The sequence below is a fragment of the Pseudomonas sp. B3G-3 genome (assembly GCF_028640915.1).
Classification (GTDB): Bacteria; Pseudomonadota; Gammaproteobacteria; order Pseudomonadales; family Pseudomonadaceae; genus Aquipseudomonas; species Aquipseudomonas chlororaphis_I.
Window position 1 is genome coordinate 1 of sequence record NZ_JAQZAB010000115.1, and the last position, 16435, is coordinate 16435.

The window sequence follows — 16435 nt, forward strand, 5'->3', positions numbered from 1 at the left end:
CCATCAGGCTTGATCGTGACGACAGAAAAGCCCTCCCAAAAAGGAAGGAAAGTATTAATATCGTGCATAAGAACGCCGGTTTTTTAGATGTGTTTGCTCGCACGAACATCATCAATCAAATCGGCGTTCTTGTTTCTGTGTTTCCCGGAATTCCGTGAAGAACCAATAAAAAGCCCCGAACATGTCGGGGCTTTTCACGGCAGGATTGCTCGTACCGTTACTGGAACAGCGACTCGCTGGAGAGGCCGTTCTTCTCGAGGATCTCACGCAGACGCTTGAGACCTTCGACCTGGATCTGGCGTACCCGCTCTCGGGTAAGCCCGATCTCCAGGCCCACATCTTCCAGGGTGCTGCTCTCGTGGCCGCGCAAGCCGAAGCGGCGAACGACCACTTCACGTTGCTTGTCGGTCAATTCGGAAAGCCACTGATCGATGCTTTGCGACAGGTCGTCATCCTGCAGCAGCTCGCACGGATCGGTAGGACGATCGTCGGTGAGGGTGTCCAGCAGGGTTTTATCCGAATCCGGACCCAGCGAGACGTCGACTGAAGAAACCCGCTCGTTCAAGCCCAGCATGCGCTTGACCTCACCTACCGGTTTCTCCAGCAGGTTGGCGATTTCTTCAGGGGAGGGTTCATGGTCGAGTTTCTGTGTCAGCTCCCGTGCTGCCCGCAGGTAGACGTTGAGCTCTTTGACCACATGAATCGGCAGCCGGATAGTCCGGGTCTGGTTCATGATTGCCCGTTCGATGGTTTGACGGATCCACCAGGTGGCATAGGTCGAGAAGCGGAAACCGCGCTCCGGATCGAACTTCTCCACCGCCCGGATCAAACCGAGGTTGCCCTCTTCGATCAGGTCCAGCAGCGAAAGCCCACGATTGACATAACGCCGGGCGATTTTCACCACCAGACGCAGGTTGCTTTCAATCATGCGCTTGCGCCCGGCCGGATCGCCACTTTGCGACAGACGCGCAAAATGAACTTCTTCTTCCGGAGAGAGCAATGGGGAAAAGCCGATTTCATTGAGATACAGCTGCGTCGCGTCGAGCGCTCGCGTGTAATCAATGTACTTGTGTTGTTTCAATGAAGCGGAGTGTTTGGATTTGGCACGAACTGAAGGTACAGCAGATCCCTCATTCGACATCGAATCAGTGGCGATATCCGTCTCCATAAGGAGAACTTCATCGTCGATGTCAAACTCCGGCACTTCTTTACTGAGAGCCATTGTTATAGTCCTTTGGTGAGTTCGACCTCAGGCTCAAGCGACGCCTTTATCCTTGGCAACGCTGGAACCTGTTCCCTCTACGTGACGGAACAGGCTTGGTAACGGATCAACGACGTGGCAGGAATTGCAGCGGATCTACAGGTTTACCTTGTCGGCGAATCTCAAAGTGCAGTTTCACCCGGTCTGTACCAGTTGATCCCATTTCGGCAATTGTCTGTCCGACTTTGACCTGCTGCCCCTCCCGAACCAACAGCCTACGGCTGTGGCCGTAAGCACTGACGTAGGTATCGCTGTGTTTGATGATGACCAGTTCGCCGTAGCCCCTTAAGCCACTCCCGGCGTAAACCACCGTCCCATCAGACGCAGCTAAAACAGGCTGTCCCAAATCCCCGGCGATATCAATGCCTTTATTCAAACTACCGTTTGAAGAGAATTTTCCAATCAGAATACCGTTCGCAGGCCAGCCCCAGCCCTTTGGCGCGGGGCCTGCAGGCGGTAATGGAGCCGGCGCGGGCTGGCTCGCAATCGTTGGCGCGGCACCTGCCGGACGACGAATTACTGTGGTTTTACTTGAAGAAGATGCACTGGAAGCCGACTTTGTAACCACCGCTGTCGGTGCCGAACCCGAGCGGCCGTCGAAGCGGATGGTCTGCCCCGGGTGAATGGTGTACGGCTCGGCAATATTGTTGCGCGCGGCCAGGGCCTTGTAATCCCAGCCATAACGGAAGGCGATCGAGAACAGGGTGTCGCCGCGACGAACCGTGTATTGCCCCGTGGTCACCGTCGGGCGCTGCGGTACCGCACTGGTGCGATCGACGACCCGGGCGCTGCTCGATTTATTGCTCGAACACCCGACCAACAGAGAACTCAAGACAAGGCCAATCACCAGTCGCTGAAAGCTTGTTGTACCCATACGCTGCGCAATGACTGTGAGACTCACCCGCCGCTCCCTTTGTGGTGGTTGAAGATAAATGATGCCTGGCTCAGGCATGAAATGTCGCAAGTATAACCGGCCACCCGCGCTTTACTCCCGGTAAAGCGAAATCGGCAGGTACCGGCATATCGATCAGGGTTCAAGGTTGCTTAACCGATTGATCAAGCTGTAAGACCAAGCCGATCAAACAGAATTCACCCGCTCCAAACAAATGCTCAGGCCAACGGCCCGTTGAGCAAGGGAACGAAGCGAACCGCGCCGAGAACCTGCCGCGAAAACCCCTGCTCTTCACGAATGACCAGCATCAGTTGCTGCACTTCGCCGGCCCCGACCGGAATCACCATCCGGCCACCCGGCGCCAACTGGTCCAGCAGGGCCTGAGGGATGTCGGTGGCGACCGCCGTCACGATGATCCCGTTGTACGGCGCCAGCGCCGGCCAGCCTTCCCAGCCGTCGCCCCAGCGGAATACCACGTTGCGCAGGTTCAGCTCGACCAGACGTTCCTTGGCCCGATCCTGCAACACCTTGATGCGCTCGACCGAGAACACCCGCTCCACCAGTTGCGACAACACCGCTGTCTGGTAGCCCGAGCCAGTGCCGATCTCCAGCACCTTGTCCAATGGGCCGGCCGCCAGCAGCAACTCGCTCATGCGCGCCACCATATAAGGCTGCGAGATCGTCTGGTTGTGCCCGATCGGCAAGGCCGTGTCTTCATAGGCGCGATGCGCCAGGGCCTCGTCGACGAACAGATGCCGCGGCGTACGCCGAATGACTTCCAGCACCTGGGCGTTGGACAGGCCTTCATCGTAAAGACGCTGGATCAGGCGTTCGCGGGTACGCTGGGAAGTCATCCCGATACCGCGACGCAACAAATCGTCCTGTTCGCGAGCCATCAGCGCAGCCCCTCCAGCCAGCCATCAAGACTTCTGAAAGCATCGTTGAAGGTGCGATCGAGCTGCAACGGCGTGACCGAGACATAACCCTGCATGATCGCGTGGAAGTCCGTACCCGGGCCACCGTCCTCGGCGTCCCCCGCCGCGGCGATCCAGTAACCGGCCTTGCCGCGCGGGTCGACCGTCTTCATCGGTGCCGCCGCCCGGGCGCGATGGCCCAGACGAGTCAGCTGAATGCCGCGAATATGATCGAGGGGTAGATTGGGAATGTTCACATTCAGCACGGTACGTGGTGGAAGATCCAGCTGCCCATGGGCCTCGACCAGTTTGCGGGCGAAATAGGCCGCCGTCGGCAGATTATCCACCTGACGCGAGACAAACGAAAAGGCAAATGCCGGAAGCCCCAGAAAACGCCCTTCCAGGGCCGCGGCGACAGTACCGGAATACAGCACGTCGTCACCCAGGTTCGCCCCGAGGTTGATTCCGGATACGACCATGTCCGGATCGCGCTCCAGCAGCCCGTTGAGGCCCAGGTGCACGCAATCGGTGGGGGTGCCATTGATACTGATGAAACCGTTACTCAAGGTATGCGGGTGCAACGGCCGGTCGAGCGTCAGCGAGCTGCTGGCGCCACTTTTGTCCTGGTCCGGGGCGATCACCACACACTCGGCGTAATCCGCCAGCGCAGCATGAAGCGCGGCGAGACCGGGTGCTGTTACACCATCGTCGTTAGAAATCAGAATACGCATGGGCTGTCCGTCTGCCCCACCGGCACCAGATCGACGAGTTCACGCACCAATACGGTGGCGAAGCATCCGGCCGGCAGGACGAATTCCAGTTGCAGAATGTCAGGCTCGGGATAATGCCACGTCAACCCGCCAATGGGCAGCCGCAGGATGCGACGTTCGTGGCTCATTCCGGCTTTAATCAACCAATCGCGCAGATCCGCTTCGTCGCCAGCCACCTGCTGTTCCAGCAGATGGGTCGCTCCCGCAGCAGGCGATTCGCCCTCACCCCACTGCGGGCCGGTCGGGTGCAAGTCGAGGATGGCCAGGCGCGGATCGCCGCATTCGGCTTCGCCGGCCGGGAAAAAACTGCGGCTGTCGGTGAAGGCCAGCAGGTCGCCGACCTGGGCCCGCTGCCAGCTGCCATCGGCCACACGCGCCGCCAGCACCCGGTTGAACAGATAGCTGCGCGCGGTGGAAAGCAGCCGCGAACGCACGTTGCGCTGTTCCGGCAAGGCCTTGCGGGCGGCCCAATCGCGGGCATCGACCAGGTTGCCGCCGTTATGGCCAAAACGCTGGGCGCCGAAATAATTGGGGATGCCGTGCTTGGTGATCGATTGCAGGCGCTCTTCGATCCCCGCCTTGTCTGCCTTCAATTCGGTCAGGCGCAGGGTAAAGCCGTTGGCCGCATGGGCGCCGCGTTGCAGCTTGCGCTTGTGGCGGGTCAGCTTGAGGATCTTCAGCGTGTCGTTTTCAGCCGCCGACAGATCGGGGTCGGCCTTGCCAGGCAGTTGGATGCTGAACCACTGCCGGGTCAGCGCCTGGCGATCCTTCAAGCCGGCATAGCTGACAGTGCGCAACGGCACGCCCGCGGCCTTGGCAATCCGCCGCGCCGCTTCTTCGGTGTTCAGGCCGCGCTTTTCCACCCACAACCACAGGTGTTCGCCTTCGCCGGTCAGGGGGATGTCCAGGACTTCGTCGACCTGGAAGTCTTCGGCGGTGGCCTTCAGTACCGCGCTGCCCAGGGCTTCGCCATAGGCCCGCGGGCCCAACAGTTGCAGTTCGTTCATGCGCGCAGCAACAAGGCAACGGAATGTACGGCGATGCCTTCTTCGCGCCCGACGAAGCCGAGCTTTTCGGTGGTGGTGGCCTTGACGTTCACTTGATCCAGCTCGACTTGCAGATCCGCGGCGATCAGCGCGCGCATCGTTTCAATATGGGGGGCCATCTTCGGCGCCTGGGCCACGATGGTGTTATCGACGTTGCCGACCTTCCAGCCCTTGGCATGGATCAGTGCGACGACATGACGCAACAGCGCACGGCTGTCGGCGCCCTTGAACTGCGGATCGGTGTCCGGAAAATGCTTGCCGATGTCGCCCAGCGCGGCAGCCCCCAGCAAGGCATCGCTCAGAGCGTGCAGCAGCACATCGCCGTCGGAGTGGGCGAGCAGCCCGAAGCTGTGTGCAATCCGCACGCCGCCCAGAGTGATGAAATCGCCTTCAGCGAAACGGTGCACATCGTAGCCGTGGCCAATACGCATAAAAAAACGCCCTGATTGAGTCAGGGCGTGATTCTACCTGCTTTGGCAGACATTAGCCGCTCAGAGCGCGCGCATGATGCTGCAGGTGGTCGCCAATGAAGCTGGCGATAAAGAAATAGCTGTGGTCGTAGCCGGGTTGCAGGCGCAACGTTAGCGGATGACCCGCGGCTTTCGCCGCCTGCTGCAGCACTTCGGGCTTGAGCTGATTGGCCAGGAAATCGTCACGATCGCCCTGGTCCACCAGCAACGGCAGCTTTTCGCTGGCCTCCTGGATCAGCACGCTGGCATCCCATTCGCGCCAGCGGGAGCGCTCTTCGCCCAGGTAGCGGGAAAAGGCTTTCTGCCCCCACGGGCAATCCATCGGGTTGCTGATCGGCGCGAATGCCGACACCGACTGGTAACGTCCCGGATTGCGCAACGCGCAGACCAGAGCACCGTGGCCGCCCATGGAGTGCCCGCTGATGCCACGCTTGTCCGAGGCAGGGAAATGCGCCTCGACCAATGCCGGCAGCTCCTGCACCACATAGTCATGCATGCGGTAATGCTCGGCCCAGGGCTGCTGGGTGGCATTCAGGTAGAACCCGGCCCCCAGGCCGAAGTCCCAGGCGCCATCCGGATCGCCCGGCACGCCAGGGCCACGCGGGCTGGTATCCGGCGCGACGATGATCAACCCCAGTTCGGCGGCCAGGCGCTGGGCGCCGGCCTTTTGCATGAAGTTCTCATCGGTGCAGGTCAGGCCGGACAACCAGTACAGCACCGGCAGCTTGCCACCCTGCTCCGCCTGTGGCGGCAGGTACACGGCAAACACCATGTCGCAGCCCAGCACCTCGGAATGATGCTTGTAGCGTTTGTGCCAGCCGCCGAAGCTTTTCTGGCAGGACAGGTTTTCCAGACTCATGGGCATTTCAGCCGCAGGCTTCAAGCTTCAGGCTGCAAGTTGGCGGTGATCGCTCTCGCAGCTTCTGCTTGCCGCTTGCCACTGCTCCTTAGAAATGAATGACGGTACGGATGCTCTTGCCTTCGTGCATCAGGTCGAAGGCCTTGTTGATGTCCTCCAGCCCCATGGTGTGGGTGATGAAGGTATCCAGCGGGATTTCGCCGGTCTGGGCCATTTCCACATAGCTTGGCAACTCGGAACGGCCACGCACGCCGCCGAACGCCGAACCGCGCCAGACACGGCCGGTCACCAGCTGGAACGGACGGGTGGAGATTTCCTGGCCGGCACCGGCCACGCCGATGATCACCGACTCGCCCCAGCCCTTGTGGCAGCACTCCAGCGCGGCACGCATCAACTGCACGTTGCCGATGCACTCGAAGGAGAAGTCCACGCCGCCGTCGGTCATGTCGACGATGACCTCCTGGATCGGCCGGTCGAAGTCTTTCGGGTTCACGCAATCAGTGGCACCCAGCTGTTTGGCGATTTCGAACTTGGCCGGGTTGATGTCGATGGCGATGATCCGGCCAGCCTTGGCTTTCACCGCGCCAATCACCGCCGACAGGCCGATACCGCCCAGGCCGAAGATCGCCACGGTGTCGCCGGCCTTGACCTTGGCGGTATTGATCACCGCACCGATCCCGGTGGTGACGCCGCAACCCAGCAGGCAGACTTTTTCCAGAGGCGCTTCTTTAGGGATCTTGGCTACCGAGATTTCCGGCAACACGGTGTACTCGGAAAAGGTCGAGGTGCCCATGTAGTGGAAAATCGGCTGGCCTTTATAGGAGAAACGAGTGGTGCCGTCCGGCATCAGGCCCTTGCCCTGGGTGGCGCGGATCGCCTGGCACAGGTTGGTCTTGCCCGACAGGCAGAATTTGCACTTGCCGCATTCCGGGGTGTACAGCGGGATCACATGATCGCCCACAGCCACCGAGGTCACGCCCTCGCCGATGGCCTCGACCACGGCACCACCTTCGTGACCGAGGATCGACGGGAAGATGCCTTCCGGGTCGGCCCCGGACAGGGTGTAGGCGTCGGTATGGCAAACGCCGGAAGCGACGACCCGCAACAACACCTCGCCGGCCTTGGGCATGGCGACATCGACTTCAACGATCTCAAGGGGTTTCTTGGCCTCGAAGGCAACGGCAGCGCGCGACTTGATCATCCTGGGTCTCCAGCGAATAAAAACGAGACCGGGAGTGTAAAACAGCGCCTGGCGATGAATAATCAGGACAAAAGCAAAACATTATTGCTGTACAGGGATAATCGTCATGAATGAGAACCGCTGGGAAGGCATCGATGAGTTCGTTGCCGTGGCCGAGTGCAGCCAGTTCACTGCCGCCGCGGAACGCCTCGGGGTGTCGTCTTCCCATATCAGCCGGCAGATCGTCCGCCTGGAAGAACGGCTGCAGACCCGCCTGCTGTATCGCAGTACCCGCCGGGTGACCCTGACCGAAGCCGGGCAGACTTTCTTGCAGCATTGCCAGCGCCTGCAGGATGGACGCGAAGAGGCGTTGCGCGCCGTCGGCGACCTGACCAGCGAACCCAAGGGCATGCTGCGCATGACCTGCGCAGTGGCCTATGGCGAACGGTTTATCGTGCCGCTGGTCACCAGTTTCATGGGGCTTTATCCGCAACTGCGGGTGGATATCGAACTGAGCAACCGCCCTTTGGACCTGGTGCATGAAGGCCTGGACCTGGCGATCCGTCTTGGTCGCCTGCAGGATTCACGACTGGTGGCGACCCGCCTGGCGCCGCGTCGCATGTACCTTTGCGCCTCGCCGTCCTACCTGGAGCGTTATGGTCGCCCCCACAGCTTGTCGGAGTTGAGTCGACACAACTGCCTGATCGGCAGCTCGGATATCTGGCAGCTGGAGCAGGACGGCCGCGAGTTCTCCCAGCGGGTGCAAGGCAACTGGCGCTGTAACAGCGGGCAGGCTGTGCTGGATGCGGCGCTGCAGGGGGTTGGCCTCTGCCAGCTACCGGACTATTACGTGCTGGAGCATCTGCATCAAGGCACCCTGATTTCCCTGCTCGAGGCGCATCAGCCACCGAATACCGCGGTGTGGGCGCTGTATCCGCAACAACGGCATCTGTCGCCCAAGGTGCGCAAGCTGGTGGACTATCTCAAGGAGGGGTTGGCCAAGCGGCCGGAGTACAAGGATTGATCCGTAGACGCTGCGGCAGGCTGCGATCGGCCCGGAACGAGGTGCGCTTTTCGCAGGTCATCACCACGCATAGTCAAACCGATCGACCGTGTTGCCCGGTAAGCGGCTACAGGGACCAGCGAAACCTAAGATCAGCGGCGATTGGCCCAACGCTGGCGTAGCCACTCCAGATCTTCCGGGCGGGTCACCTTGAGATTGTCCGAACGCCCTTCGATCAGGCGCGGTGCCTGGCCGGCCCACTCCATTGCCGACGCCTCATCGGTAATCGCCACATCCGCCACCAGGCTGTCGGCCAAGGCGCGATGCAAGGCGCCAAGACGGAACATCTGCGGCGTATAGGCTTGCCAGATCAGGCTGCGATCCACGGTTTCCAGCACTCGGCCGTGCTTGTCGATCCGTTTCAGGGTGTCACGGGCCGGCACCGCGAGCAGGCCGCCCACGGGGTCATCCGCCAGCTCGCCCAGCAACTTGTCCAGGTCATCCCGGGACAGGTTCGGCCGTGCGGCATCGTGGACCAGCACCCAGTCATCATCCGCAGCGCCTTGGGCGTGCAGATGGAGCAAGGCATTGAGGACCGATCCGGAACGCTCCGCGCCACCTTCGACCCGCTGGATCCGCGGGTCGTGGGCACAGGCCAGGGTCGGCCAGTAAGGATCGTCAAGCGCCAGGCTGACCACCAGCCCCTTCAGGGAAGGATGGTCGAGGAAACAGCCGAGGCTGTGTTCGAGAATAGTGCGCCCGCCCAGTTGCAAGTATTGCTTGGGACGGTCCGCGGCCATGCGGGCACCGACGCCCGCGGCAGGAATCACGGCCCAGAAGGCCGGTAGAGACTGAATCATTGGGCCAACTGGTAGAGGGTTTCGCCCTCCTTGACCATGCCCAGTTCATGACGAGCCCGCTCTTCCACGGTCTCCATGCCTTTCTTCAATTCCATGACTTCCGCGTCGAGTACACGATTGCGCTCCAGCAGGCGCTCGTTTTCAGCGCGCTGATCGGCAATTTGCTGAGTCAGGTCTGTTACCTGCGCCAAGCTGCCATTCCCCACCCAGAGGCGGTACTGCAGGCCAGCCAGCAGCAAGAGCAAGACGAGGAACAACCAATTGGGACTGCGCATCGAATATCGGGTATCCAGTGAAAAAAGACAGCCATGCCAACAACTTCGAACCTACTGACAGCACGAAGCCTGGAAGAACCAGGCTTGTGCTCTTAAGGCATCAGATTAGTGGCAAAAACCTCGCTGATGCGATTTTTCTGACCCAATCCGGTGTCTTTGTACCATCTACCGCTTAACCGCGAAACTCGCTGCGGCCGTTGTACTTGGCCTTGCCATTCAATTGCTCTTCGATACGCAGCAATTGGTTGTACTTGGACACGCGGTCGGAACGGCACAGCGAACCGGTCTTGATCTGGCCAGCCGAGGTGCCCACGGCCAGGTCGGCAATGGTCGAATCTTCGGTTTCGCCGGAACGGTGCGAAATCACTGCGGTGTAACCGGCAGCCTTGGCCATCTGGATGGCTTCCAGGGTTTCGGTCAGGGTACCGATCTGGTTGAACTTGATCAGGATCGAGTTGGCGATCTTCTTGTCGATGCCTTCTTTCAGGATCTTGGTGTTGGTCACGAACAGGTCGTCGCCCACCAGCTGGGTCTTCTCGCCGATCTTGTCGGTGAGGATCTTCCAGCCAGCCCAGTCGGACTCGTCCAGACCGTCTTCGATGGAGATGATCGGGTAACGCTCGGTCAGGCCCTTGAGGTAGTCGGCGAAACCTTCAGCGGTGAACACCTGGCCTTCGCCGGACAGGTTGTACTTGCCGTCTTCGAAGAACTCGCTGGCTGCGCAGTCCAGAGCCAGGGTCACGTCGGTGCCCAGCTTGTAACCGGCGTTGGCCACCGCTTCGGAGATCACTTTCAGGGCGTCTTCGTTGGAAGCCAGGTTCGGTGCGAAACCACCTTCGTCACCTACGGCGGTGCTCAGGCCACGGGCCTTCAGCACGGCTTTGAGGTGATGGAAAATCTCGGTGCCCATGCGCAGGCCTTCGGAGAAGGACTTTGCGCCAACCGGCTGCACCATGAATTCCTGGATGTCGACGTTGTTATCGGCGTGCTCGCCACCGTTGATGATGTTCATCATCGGCACCGGCATCGAGTAGACGCCCGGTGTGCCGTTCAGGTTGGCGATGTGCGCGTACAGCGGCAGGTCCTGGTCCTGTGCTGCTGCCTTGGCCGCGGCCAGGGACACGGCGAGGATCGCGTTGGCGCCCAGGGTTGCCTTGTTTTCAGTACCGTCCAGCTTGATCATCGCCTGATCGAGGGCCTTCTGGTCGCTTGGGTCTTTACCCAGCAGCAGGTCACGGATCGGACCATTGATGTTGGCTACGGCCTTCAGTACGCCCTTGCCCAGGTAACGGCTCTTGTCGCCATCACGCAGCTCCAGCGCTTCACGCGAGCCGGTGGAAGCACCGGACGGCGCGCAGGCGCTGCCGATGATGCCGTTATCGAGAAGCACGTCCGCTTCGACGGTGGGGTTGCCACGGGAGTCGAGAACTTCACGACCTTTGATGTCGACGATTTTTGCCATTGTTGTAAACACTCCAAAGTTGACGAAAACGACGCAGCTGAAGGGAATCTCTTTACCGTCGGCAAGCAGGGAACAGGGGGCAGACTTGCGGACGATAAGGCTCAGGCCCGCGGGCCTGAGCATTTAATCGTGCGGTACTTTACCGGAGAAATCGGTTTTACGCGGTCTCTACCGTCGGAAAACTCTTAACCAGTTCGTCCAGGGCCTTGAGCTGGGCCAGGAAAGGTTCGAGCTTGTCCAGGCGCAGGGCGCATGGACCGTCGCATTTGGCGTTGTCCGGATCCGGGTGGGCTTCCAGGAACAGGCCGGCCAGGGACTGGCTCATGCCGGCCTTGGCCAGGTCGGTGACCTGGGCACGACGACCGCCGGCCGAGTCGGCACGACCGCCGGGCATTTGCAGCGCGTGGGTCACGTCGAAGAACACCGGGTATTCGAACTGCTTCATGATGCCGAAGCCGAGCATGTCCACCACCAGGTTGTTGTAACCGAAGCTCGAACCACGCTCGCAGAGGATCAACTGATCGTTACCCGCTTCTTCGCACTTGCTCAGGATGTGTTTCATTTCCTGGGGCGCGAGGAACTGGGCTTTCTTGATGTTGATCACCGCACCGGTCTTGGCCATCGCGACCACCAGGTCGGTCTGGCGCGAAAGGAAGGCCGGCAGCTGAATGATGTCGCAGACCTCGGCGACGACCGCGGCCTGGTACGGCTCGTGGACGTCGGTGATGATCGGCACGCCGAAGGCTTGCTTGATGTCCTGGAAGATGCGCATGCCCTCTTCCAGGCCAGGACCACGATAAGAGGTCACAGAAGACCGGTTGGCCTTGTCGAAACTGGCCTTGAACACGTAAGGGATACCGAGCTTTTCGGTGACCTTCACGTACTCTTCGCAGACCTGCATGGCCATGTCACGGCTTTCCAGCACGTTCATGCCGCCGAACAGCACCATGGGCTTGTCGTTGGCAATCTCGATGTCGCCGACGCGGATGATCTTCTGTGCCATCGGGGTTACGCCTTCTTCTGGTGTTGAGCCAAAGCGGCCTTGACGAAGCCACTGAACAGCGGATGGCCGTCACGTGGGGTCGAGGTGAACTCAGGGTGGAACTGGCAGGCGACGAACCATGGATGGTCCTGTGCCTCGACCACTTCAACCAGCGCGCCATCGCCGGAACGACCGGAAATCTTCAGGCCGGCGTCGATCAGCTGTGGCAGCAGGTTGTTGTTCACTTCGTAACGGTGACGGTGACGCTCGACGATCACATCCTTGGCGTAGCAATCGTGCACCTTGGAGCCGGCTTCGAGCAGGCATTCCTGAGCGCCGAGACGCATGGTGCCGCCCAGGTCGGAAGCTTCGGTACGGGTTTCGACGGCACCGGTGGCATCAGCCCACTCGGTGATCAGGCCGACGACCGGGTGACCGCTGGCGCGATCGAACTCGGTGGAGTTGGCGTCCTTCCAGCCCATGACGTTACGAGCGAACTCAATCACGGCCACTTGCATGCCCAGGCAGATACCCAGGTAAGGCACCTTGTTTTCGCGAGCGTACTGGACGGCGGTGATCTTGCCTTCCACGCCACGCAGGCCGAAACCGCCTGGAACCAGGATCGCATCGACACCTTCGAGCAGCGCGGTGCCCTGGTTCTCGATGTCTTCGGAGTCGATGTAACGCAGGTTGACCTTGGTACGGTTGGTAATACCGGCGTGACTCATCGCTTCGATCAGCGACTTGTAGGCGTCCAGCAGCTCCATGTACTTGCCGACCATGGCGATGGTGACTTCGTGCTCGGGGTTGAGCTTGGCGTCGACCACTTTTTCCCACTCGGACAGATCGGCACCGTTGCATTGCAGGCCGAAACGCTCGACGACGAAATCGTCCAGACCCTGGGCGTGCAGCACGGCCGGGATCTTGTAGATGGTGTCGACGTCTTCCAGGGAGATCACCGCGCGCTCTTCAACGTTGGTGAACAACGCGATCTTGCGACGCGAGGACACGTCCACCGGGTGGTCGGAGCGGCAGATCAGCACGTCAGGCTGCAGGCCGATGGAGCGCAGCTCTTTCACCGAGTGCTGGGTCGGCTTGGTCTTGGTCTCGCCAGCGGTGGCGATGTACGGAACCAGGGTCAGGTGCATCAGCATCGCGCGCTTGGAACCGACTTCGACGCGCAGCTGGCGGATGGCCTCGAGGAACGGTTGCGACTCGATGTCACCCACGGTGCCGCCGATCTCCACCAGGGCCACGTCGGCATCGCCGGCGCCCTTGATGATGCGACGCTTGATCTCGTCGGTGATGTGCGGAATCACCTGGATGGTGGCGCCCAGGTAATCACCACGGCGCTCTTTGCGCAGCACGTGCTCGTAGACACGACCGGTGGTGAAGTTGTTGTTCTGGGTCATGGTCGTGCGGATGAACCGCTCGTAGTGGCCCAGGTCCAGGTCGGTCTCGGCGCCGTCGTGGGTGACGAACACTTCACCGTGCTGGAACGGGCTCATGGTGCCCGGGTCGACGTTGATGTACGGGTCCAGCTTGAGCATGGTGACCTTAAGTCCCCGCGCCTCCAGGATGGCCGCCAATGAAGCCGAGGCAATGCCTTTCCCCAATGAAGAAACAACACCGCCCGTGACGAATATGTAGCGCGTCATGAAAAACCCTAGAAGTCTGCGTTAAAGCGGTCCGAGCCGCCGGGGAAAGCGAAGGAAGGCCGAAGCCCCCGATCACCTGCATTAATCACAGTGCACCTTTCAAAAAAACCGCCGCGTTGGGACAGACCGGAAGAGAAAACACCGGTACGTTGCTCGCTACACATTTTTTGGAATCGCCCAGCAAAGACTGCTTGGTAATCGGCAACTCCTGCAATTCAGGCGAATCCACAGAAGTTGTATCAAGAAGGGAGCGTAGTCTACCGGAAAGGGACTTTCAGCTCAAACCTTGATCGTTCGAAGGCGGCTGCCAATGCAATTGCCAGCCTTCATGGGTATTTGCGTCAAGACCTGGCAGGTTCGCCACCGCGAGCAATTCTTCACCTCGATACAGCAGCGGCAATCTGCCACGGACGAAGGCCGGCAGACCCGCCTCATTGAGCAGACGCTTGAGATCGCGGTGGCCGCGCCCAGGCAGTTGCATCACCTCACCCCCCTGACGGTAACGCACCTGCAAGGGCCCTTGCGGCGCGCCATCGATGAATTGCAATTGACCATTACCCGGCAACAGCAGAGGCGCAGCGGTATCGGCCCAACTCGGCGCAGACAGCACGGGTTGCAGCCAGCTATCCGACAACCACCAGACGCGCCCTGCCGCCCGCTGCAACTCGCCCCGCCCCAGCCGCCATACCGGACGGCTGTCGCCCGCGGCATCGCGCAGCGTTTGCCAGCCCGCCCAGTGGTCGCTGTCAGGCAGCGGCGTGAGCCGGCTCAGCCAGTGACTCAGGGCATTGCGCTGACGCGCCTCCGACAAACCGACCAAAGGCGCCAGCGCCAGGGACGGCAATCCCAGCCACTCGAATTCAGCGCCCAAAGCCGCCTCTTGCAGATCAATGAGCGCCAACTCATCCAGCAACTCCCGTGCCTCGCGCAAATGCGCCGCGCTGCGCGCCATGCTACTGGCAGCCTGTGGCCAGCGAGCGGTCAGCAATGGGAACACCTGATGGCGCAGGTAGTTGCGGGAGAACTGCCGGTCCTGGTTGGAGGGATCGTCGATCCAGCGCAGCTGGTGATCACGAGCGTAACGCTCCAGCTCGTCGCGGGAGATATCGAGCAAGGGCCGCAGCAAGTGCCCCTGCCCCAGCACACGGGACGCCGGCATGGCGGACAAGCCCCTGACCCCGGCCCCACGCAGCAAACGGAACAACAGGGTTTCCGCCTGATCGTCACGGTGCTGAGCCGTCAGCAACAGCTCATTGCTGCCGGTTACCTCTTCGAACGCGGCATAACGCGCCTCCCGCGCTGCACGCTCCAGGCTGGCCCCCGGTTGCACCTGCACCGCCACTATTTGCAACGGCACCGCCAAGGCCTCGCACTGGGTTCGACAATGCTCCGGCCAGGCGTCAGCCACAGCCTGAAGGCCGTGATGCACATGGATGGCGGTTAACGGGGGAAGTGTGTGTCGCTGCCTGAGTTGGGCAAGCAAGTGCAGCAGGACGGTGGAGTCGAGGCCACCGGAGAACGCGATGCGCCAGGCCGATCGGTCCAGCCAGGGCAGGAGGCGTTGCAGCAGTTTTTGCGTAAGGGCGGTATCGAATGGGCTCATGAGTGGACCGGATCCTGAGTAGAGACCGAGCTTGCTCGCAGTGCCTGAAAAGCCTCGACCTGAATGGCCGAGGCGCCCATTTCGCGAGCAAGCCCGCCCCTACAAGGAGCGTCGATCTGTCAGAGACCGTAGCTCATCAGGCGATCGTAACGACGCGCCAGCAGGGTATCGTTATCCATCTTCTTGAGCATCGCCAGCTGGGAGGTCAGCTCGGCGCGGATCAGAGCAGCAGCGGCAGCCGGATCACGGTGCGCGCCACCCAGCGGCTCGCTGATGACCTTATCGACAATGCCCAGGCCTTTCAGGCGCTCGGCGGTGATGCCCATGGCTTCGGCAGCATCCGGCGCTTTCTCGGCGGTTTTCCACAGGATCGAGGCGCAGCCTTCCGGCGAGATCACCGCGTAAGTGGAGTACTGCAGCATGTTCAGTTGATCGCAGACACCGATGGCCAGCGCACCGCCAGAACCACCTTCACCGATCACGGTGGCGATGATCGGGGTTTTCAGGCGCGCCATGACCCGTAGGTTCCAGGCGATAGCCTCGCTCTGGTTGCGCTCTTCGGCGTCGATGCCCGGGTAGGCGCCCGGGGTGTCGATGAAGGTCAGGATCGGCATCTTGAAGCGCTCGGCCATTTCCATCAGGCGGCAGGCCTTGCGATAGCCTTCAGGACGCGGCATGCCGAAGTTGCGACGGACTTTCTCGCGCACTTCACGGCCTTTCTGGTGGCCGATGATCATGACCGGCTGGTCGTCCAGACGGGCAACACCGCCGACGATCGCGGCGTCGTCGGAGAAGTGACGGTCGCCATGCAGCTCGTCGAACTCGGTGAAGATGTGCTCGATGTAGTCCAGGGTGTACGGACGACGCGGGTGACGCGCCAGGCGTGCGATCTGCCAGCTGGTCAGCTTGCCGAAGATGTCCTCGGTCAAGGTGCTGCTCTTGTCTTGCAGGCGGGAGATCTCATCGCCGATATTCAGCGAATTGTCATTACCGACCAAGCGCAACTCTTCGATCTTGGCTTGCAGGTCGGCGATCGGCTGTTCGAAATCAAGAAAATTCGGGTTCATAGGCGTCCGTCTTGGGTCGACGTCCAAGAGAGCTTGGGCCGGCCGGTTGTCTATTCGCGCCCTACCTTAAGGGAGAGGCGCGTTCAGGTCGAGATTAAAAGTTCGGGTCGAGATCGGCGCACTTTCATGGCGC

The 16435-nt window shown here is 60.9% G+C and carries 16 protein-coding genes; 1 reads left to right on the forward strand and 15 read right to left on the reverse strand.

Going from position 1 to position 16435, the window contains the following annotated elements:
• Positions 1–217 precede the first annotated feature (217 nt).
• The 8 genes from rpoS to PVZ80_RS20215 form a co-directional block, all read right to left on the reverse strand.
• Entirely contained in the window at positions 218–1222 is a 1005-nt protein-coding gene (gene rpoS, locus PVZ80_RS20180) for an RNA polymerase sigma factor RpoS (RefSeq protein ID WP_007924026.1), read from the reverse strand.
• A 106-nt stretch (positions 1223–1328) separates the two neighbouring features.
• Entirely contained in the window at positions 1329–2162 is an 834-nt protein-coding gene (locus PVZ80_RS20185) for a peptidoglycan DD-metalloendopeptidase family protein (protein ID WP_007924027.1), read from the reverse strand.
• Between the two features lie 209 nt (positions 2163–2371).
• A complete protein-coding gene (locus PVZ80_RS20190; protein ID WP_172833404.1) occupies positions 2372–3007 on the reverse strand; it encodes a protein-L-isoaspartate(D-aspartate) O-methyltransferase in 636 nt (211 codons plus the stop codon).
• A gap of 41 nt (positions 3008–3048) precedes the next feature.
• Positions 3049–3798 carry a 5'/3'-nucleotidase SurE gene (gene surE, locus PVZ80_RS20195; protein WP_009047229.1) on the reverse strand — a complete coding sequence of 250 codons (750 nt, stop codon included), beginning with the start codon at positions 3796–3798 and terminating at the stop codon, positions 3049–3051.
• Positions 3786–4844: a tRNA pseudouridine(13) synthase TruD gene (gene truD, locus PVZ80_RS20200; RefSeq protein ID WP_135006284.1), complete on the reverse strand. Its 1059-nt coding sequence runs from the start codon at positions 4842–4844 to the stop codon at positions 3786–3788. Before truD ends, surE begins: the two co-directional genes overlap by 13 nt.
• Positions 4841–5314 (reverse strand): 2-C-methyl-D-erythritol 2,4-cyclodiphosphate synthase, encoded by a 474-nt coding sequence (ispF, locus tag PVZ80_RS20205; protein WP_007924033.1) that lies wholly within the window; start codon positions 5312–5314, stop codon positions 4841–4843. The genes truD and ispF overlap by 4 nt, the downstream gene beginning before the upstream one ends.
• A gap of 52 nt (positions 5315–5366) precedes the next feature.
• Positions 5367–6218: an S-formylglutathione hydrolase gene (fghA, locus tag PVZ80_RS20210; protein ID WP_162094495.1), complete on the reverse strand. Its 852-nt coding sequence runs from the start codon at positions 6216–6218 to the stop codon at positions 5367–5369.
• Positions 6219–6300: 82 nt separating this feature from the next.
• Complete coding sequence (locus tag PVZ80_RS20215) at positions 6301–7413, reverse strand: S-(hydroxymethyl)glutathione dehydrogenase/class III alcohol dehydrogenase (protein WP_016705316.1); 1113 nt, start codon at positions 7411–7413, stop codon at positions 6301–6303.
• A gap of 106 nt (positions 7414–7519) precedes the next feature.
• Between PVZ80_RS20215 and PVZ80_RS20220 the strand changes: the two genes are divergently transcribed.
• Entirely contained in the window at positions 7520–8416 is an 897-nt protein-coding gene (locus tag PVZ80_RS20220) for a LysR substrate-binding domain-containing protein (RefSeq protein WP_009047227.1), read from the forward strand.
• Between the two features lie 131 nt (positions 8417–8547).
• Here the strand turns inward: PVZ80_RS20220 and ispD are convergent, their stop codons facing one another.
• The 7 genes from ispD to PVZ80_RS20255 all read right to left on the reverse strand — a co-directional run bounded on the left by ispD (position 8548) and on the right by PVZ80_RS20255 (position 16302).
• Entirely contained in the window at positions 8548–9255 is a 708-nt protein-coding gene (gene ispD, locus PVZ80_RS20225) for a 2-C-methyl-D-erythritol 4-phosphate cytidylyltransferase (RefSeq protein ID WP_016705315.1), read from the reverse strand.
• Positions 9252–9530 (reverse strand): cell division protein FtsB, encoded by a 279-nt coding sequence (gene ftsB / locus PVZ80_RS20230; RefSeq protein ID WP_007924039.1) that lies wholly within the window; start codon positions 9528–9530, stop codon positions 9252–9254. Before ftsB ends, ispD begins: the two co-directional genes overlap by 4 nt.
• 172 nt (positions 9531–9702) lie before the next feature.
• A complete protein-coding gene (gene eno, locus PVZ80_RS20235) occupies positions 9703–10992 on the reverse strand; it encodes a phosphopyruvate hydratase (RefSeq protein WP_009047225.1) in 1290 nt (429 codons plus the stop codon).
• Between the two features lie 157 nt (positions 10993–11149).
• Positions 11150–11995: a 3-deoxy-8-phosphooctulonate synthase gene (gene kdsA / locus PVZ80_RS20240; RefSeq protein ID WP_009047224.1), complete on the reverse strand. Its 846-nt coding sequence runs from the start codon at positions 11993–11995 to the stop codon at positions 11150–11152.
• Positions 11996–12000: 5 nt separating this feature from the next.
• Positions 12001–13632, reverse strand: a complete 1632-nt coding sequence (locus tag PVZ80_RS20245) for a CTP synthase (protein ID WP_007924045.1) — start codon at positions 13630–13632, stop codon at positions 12001–12003.
• Between the two features lie 274 nt (positions 13633–13906).
• Positions 13907–15235, reverse strand: a complete 1329-nt coding sequence (gene tilS / locus PVZ80_RS20250) for a tRNA lysidine(34) synthetase TilS (protein WP_273864470.1) — start codon at positions 15233–15235, stop codon at positions 13907–13909.
• A 119-nt stretch (positions 15236–15354) separates the two neighbouring features.
• Positions 15355–16302, reverse strand: a complete 948-nt coding sequence (locus tag PVZ80_RS20255; RefSeq protein ID WP_016705313.1) for an acetyl-CoA carboxylase carboxyltransferase subunit alpha — start codon at positions 16300–16302, stop codon at positions 15355–15357.
• Positions 16303–16435: the final 133 nt, after the last annotated feature.

Coding starts and splice junctions, on each gene's coding strand:
- fghA (WP_162094495.1), bottom strand. CDS start 6,218: ATGCCCATGAGTCTGGAAAACCTGTCCTGCCAGAAAAGCTTCGGCGGC.
- rpoS (WP_007924026.1), bottom strand. CDS start 1,222: ATGGCTCTCAGTAAAGAAGTGCCGGAGTTTGACATCGACGATGAAGTT.
- PVZ80_RS20255 (WP_016705313.1), bottom strand. CDS start 16,302: ATGAACCCGAATTTTCTTGATTTCGAACAGCCGATCGCCGACCTGCAA.
- PVZ80_RS20220 (WP_009047227.1), top strand. CDS start 7,520: ATGAATGAGAACCGCTGGGAAGGCATCGATGAGTTCGTTGCCGTGGCC.
- kdsA (WP_009047224.1), bottom strand. CDS start 11,995: ATGGCACAGAAGATCATCCGCGTCGGCGACATCGAGATTGCCAACGAC.
- ispF (WP_007924033.1), bottom strand. CDS start 5,314: ATGCGTATTGGCCACGGCTACGATGTGCACCGTTTCGCTGAAGGCGAT.
- ispD (WP_016705315.1), bottom strand. CDS start 9,255: ATGATTCAGTCTCTACCGGCCTTCTGGGCCGTGATTCCTGCCGCGGGC.
- PVZ80_RS20215 (WP_016705316.1), bottom strand. CDS start 7,413: ATGATCAAGTCGCGCGCTGCCGTTGCCTTCGAGGCCAAGAAACCCCTT.
- ftsB (WP_007924039.1), bottom strand. CDS start 9,530: ATGCGCAGTCCCAATTGGTTGTTCCTCGTCTTGCTCTTGCTGCTGGCT.
- PVZ80_RS20190 (WP_172833404.1), bottom strand. CDS start 3,007: ATGACTTCCCAGCGTACCCGCGAACGCCTGATCCAGCGTCTTTACGAT.
- PVZ80_RS20245 (WP_007924045.1), bottom strand. CDS start 13,632: ATGACGCGCTACATATTCGTCACGGGCGGTGTTGTTTCTTCATTGGGG.
- eno (WP_009047225.1), bottom strand. CDS start 10,992: ATGGCAAAAATCGTCGACATCAAAGGTCGTGAAGTTCTCGACTCCCGT.
- truD (WP_135006284.1), bottom strand. CDS start 4,844: ATGAACGAACTGCAACTGTTGGGCCCGCGGGCCTATGGCGAAGCCCTG.
- tilS (WP_273864470.1), bottom strand. CDS start 15,235: ATGAGCCCATTCGATACCGCCCTTACGCAAAAACTGCTGCAACGCCTC.
- surE (WP_009047229.1), bottom strand. CDS start 3,798: ATGCGTATTCTGATTTCTAACGACGATGGTGTAACAGCACCCGGTCTC.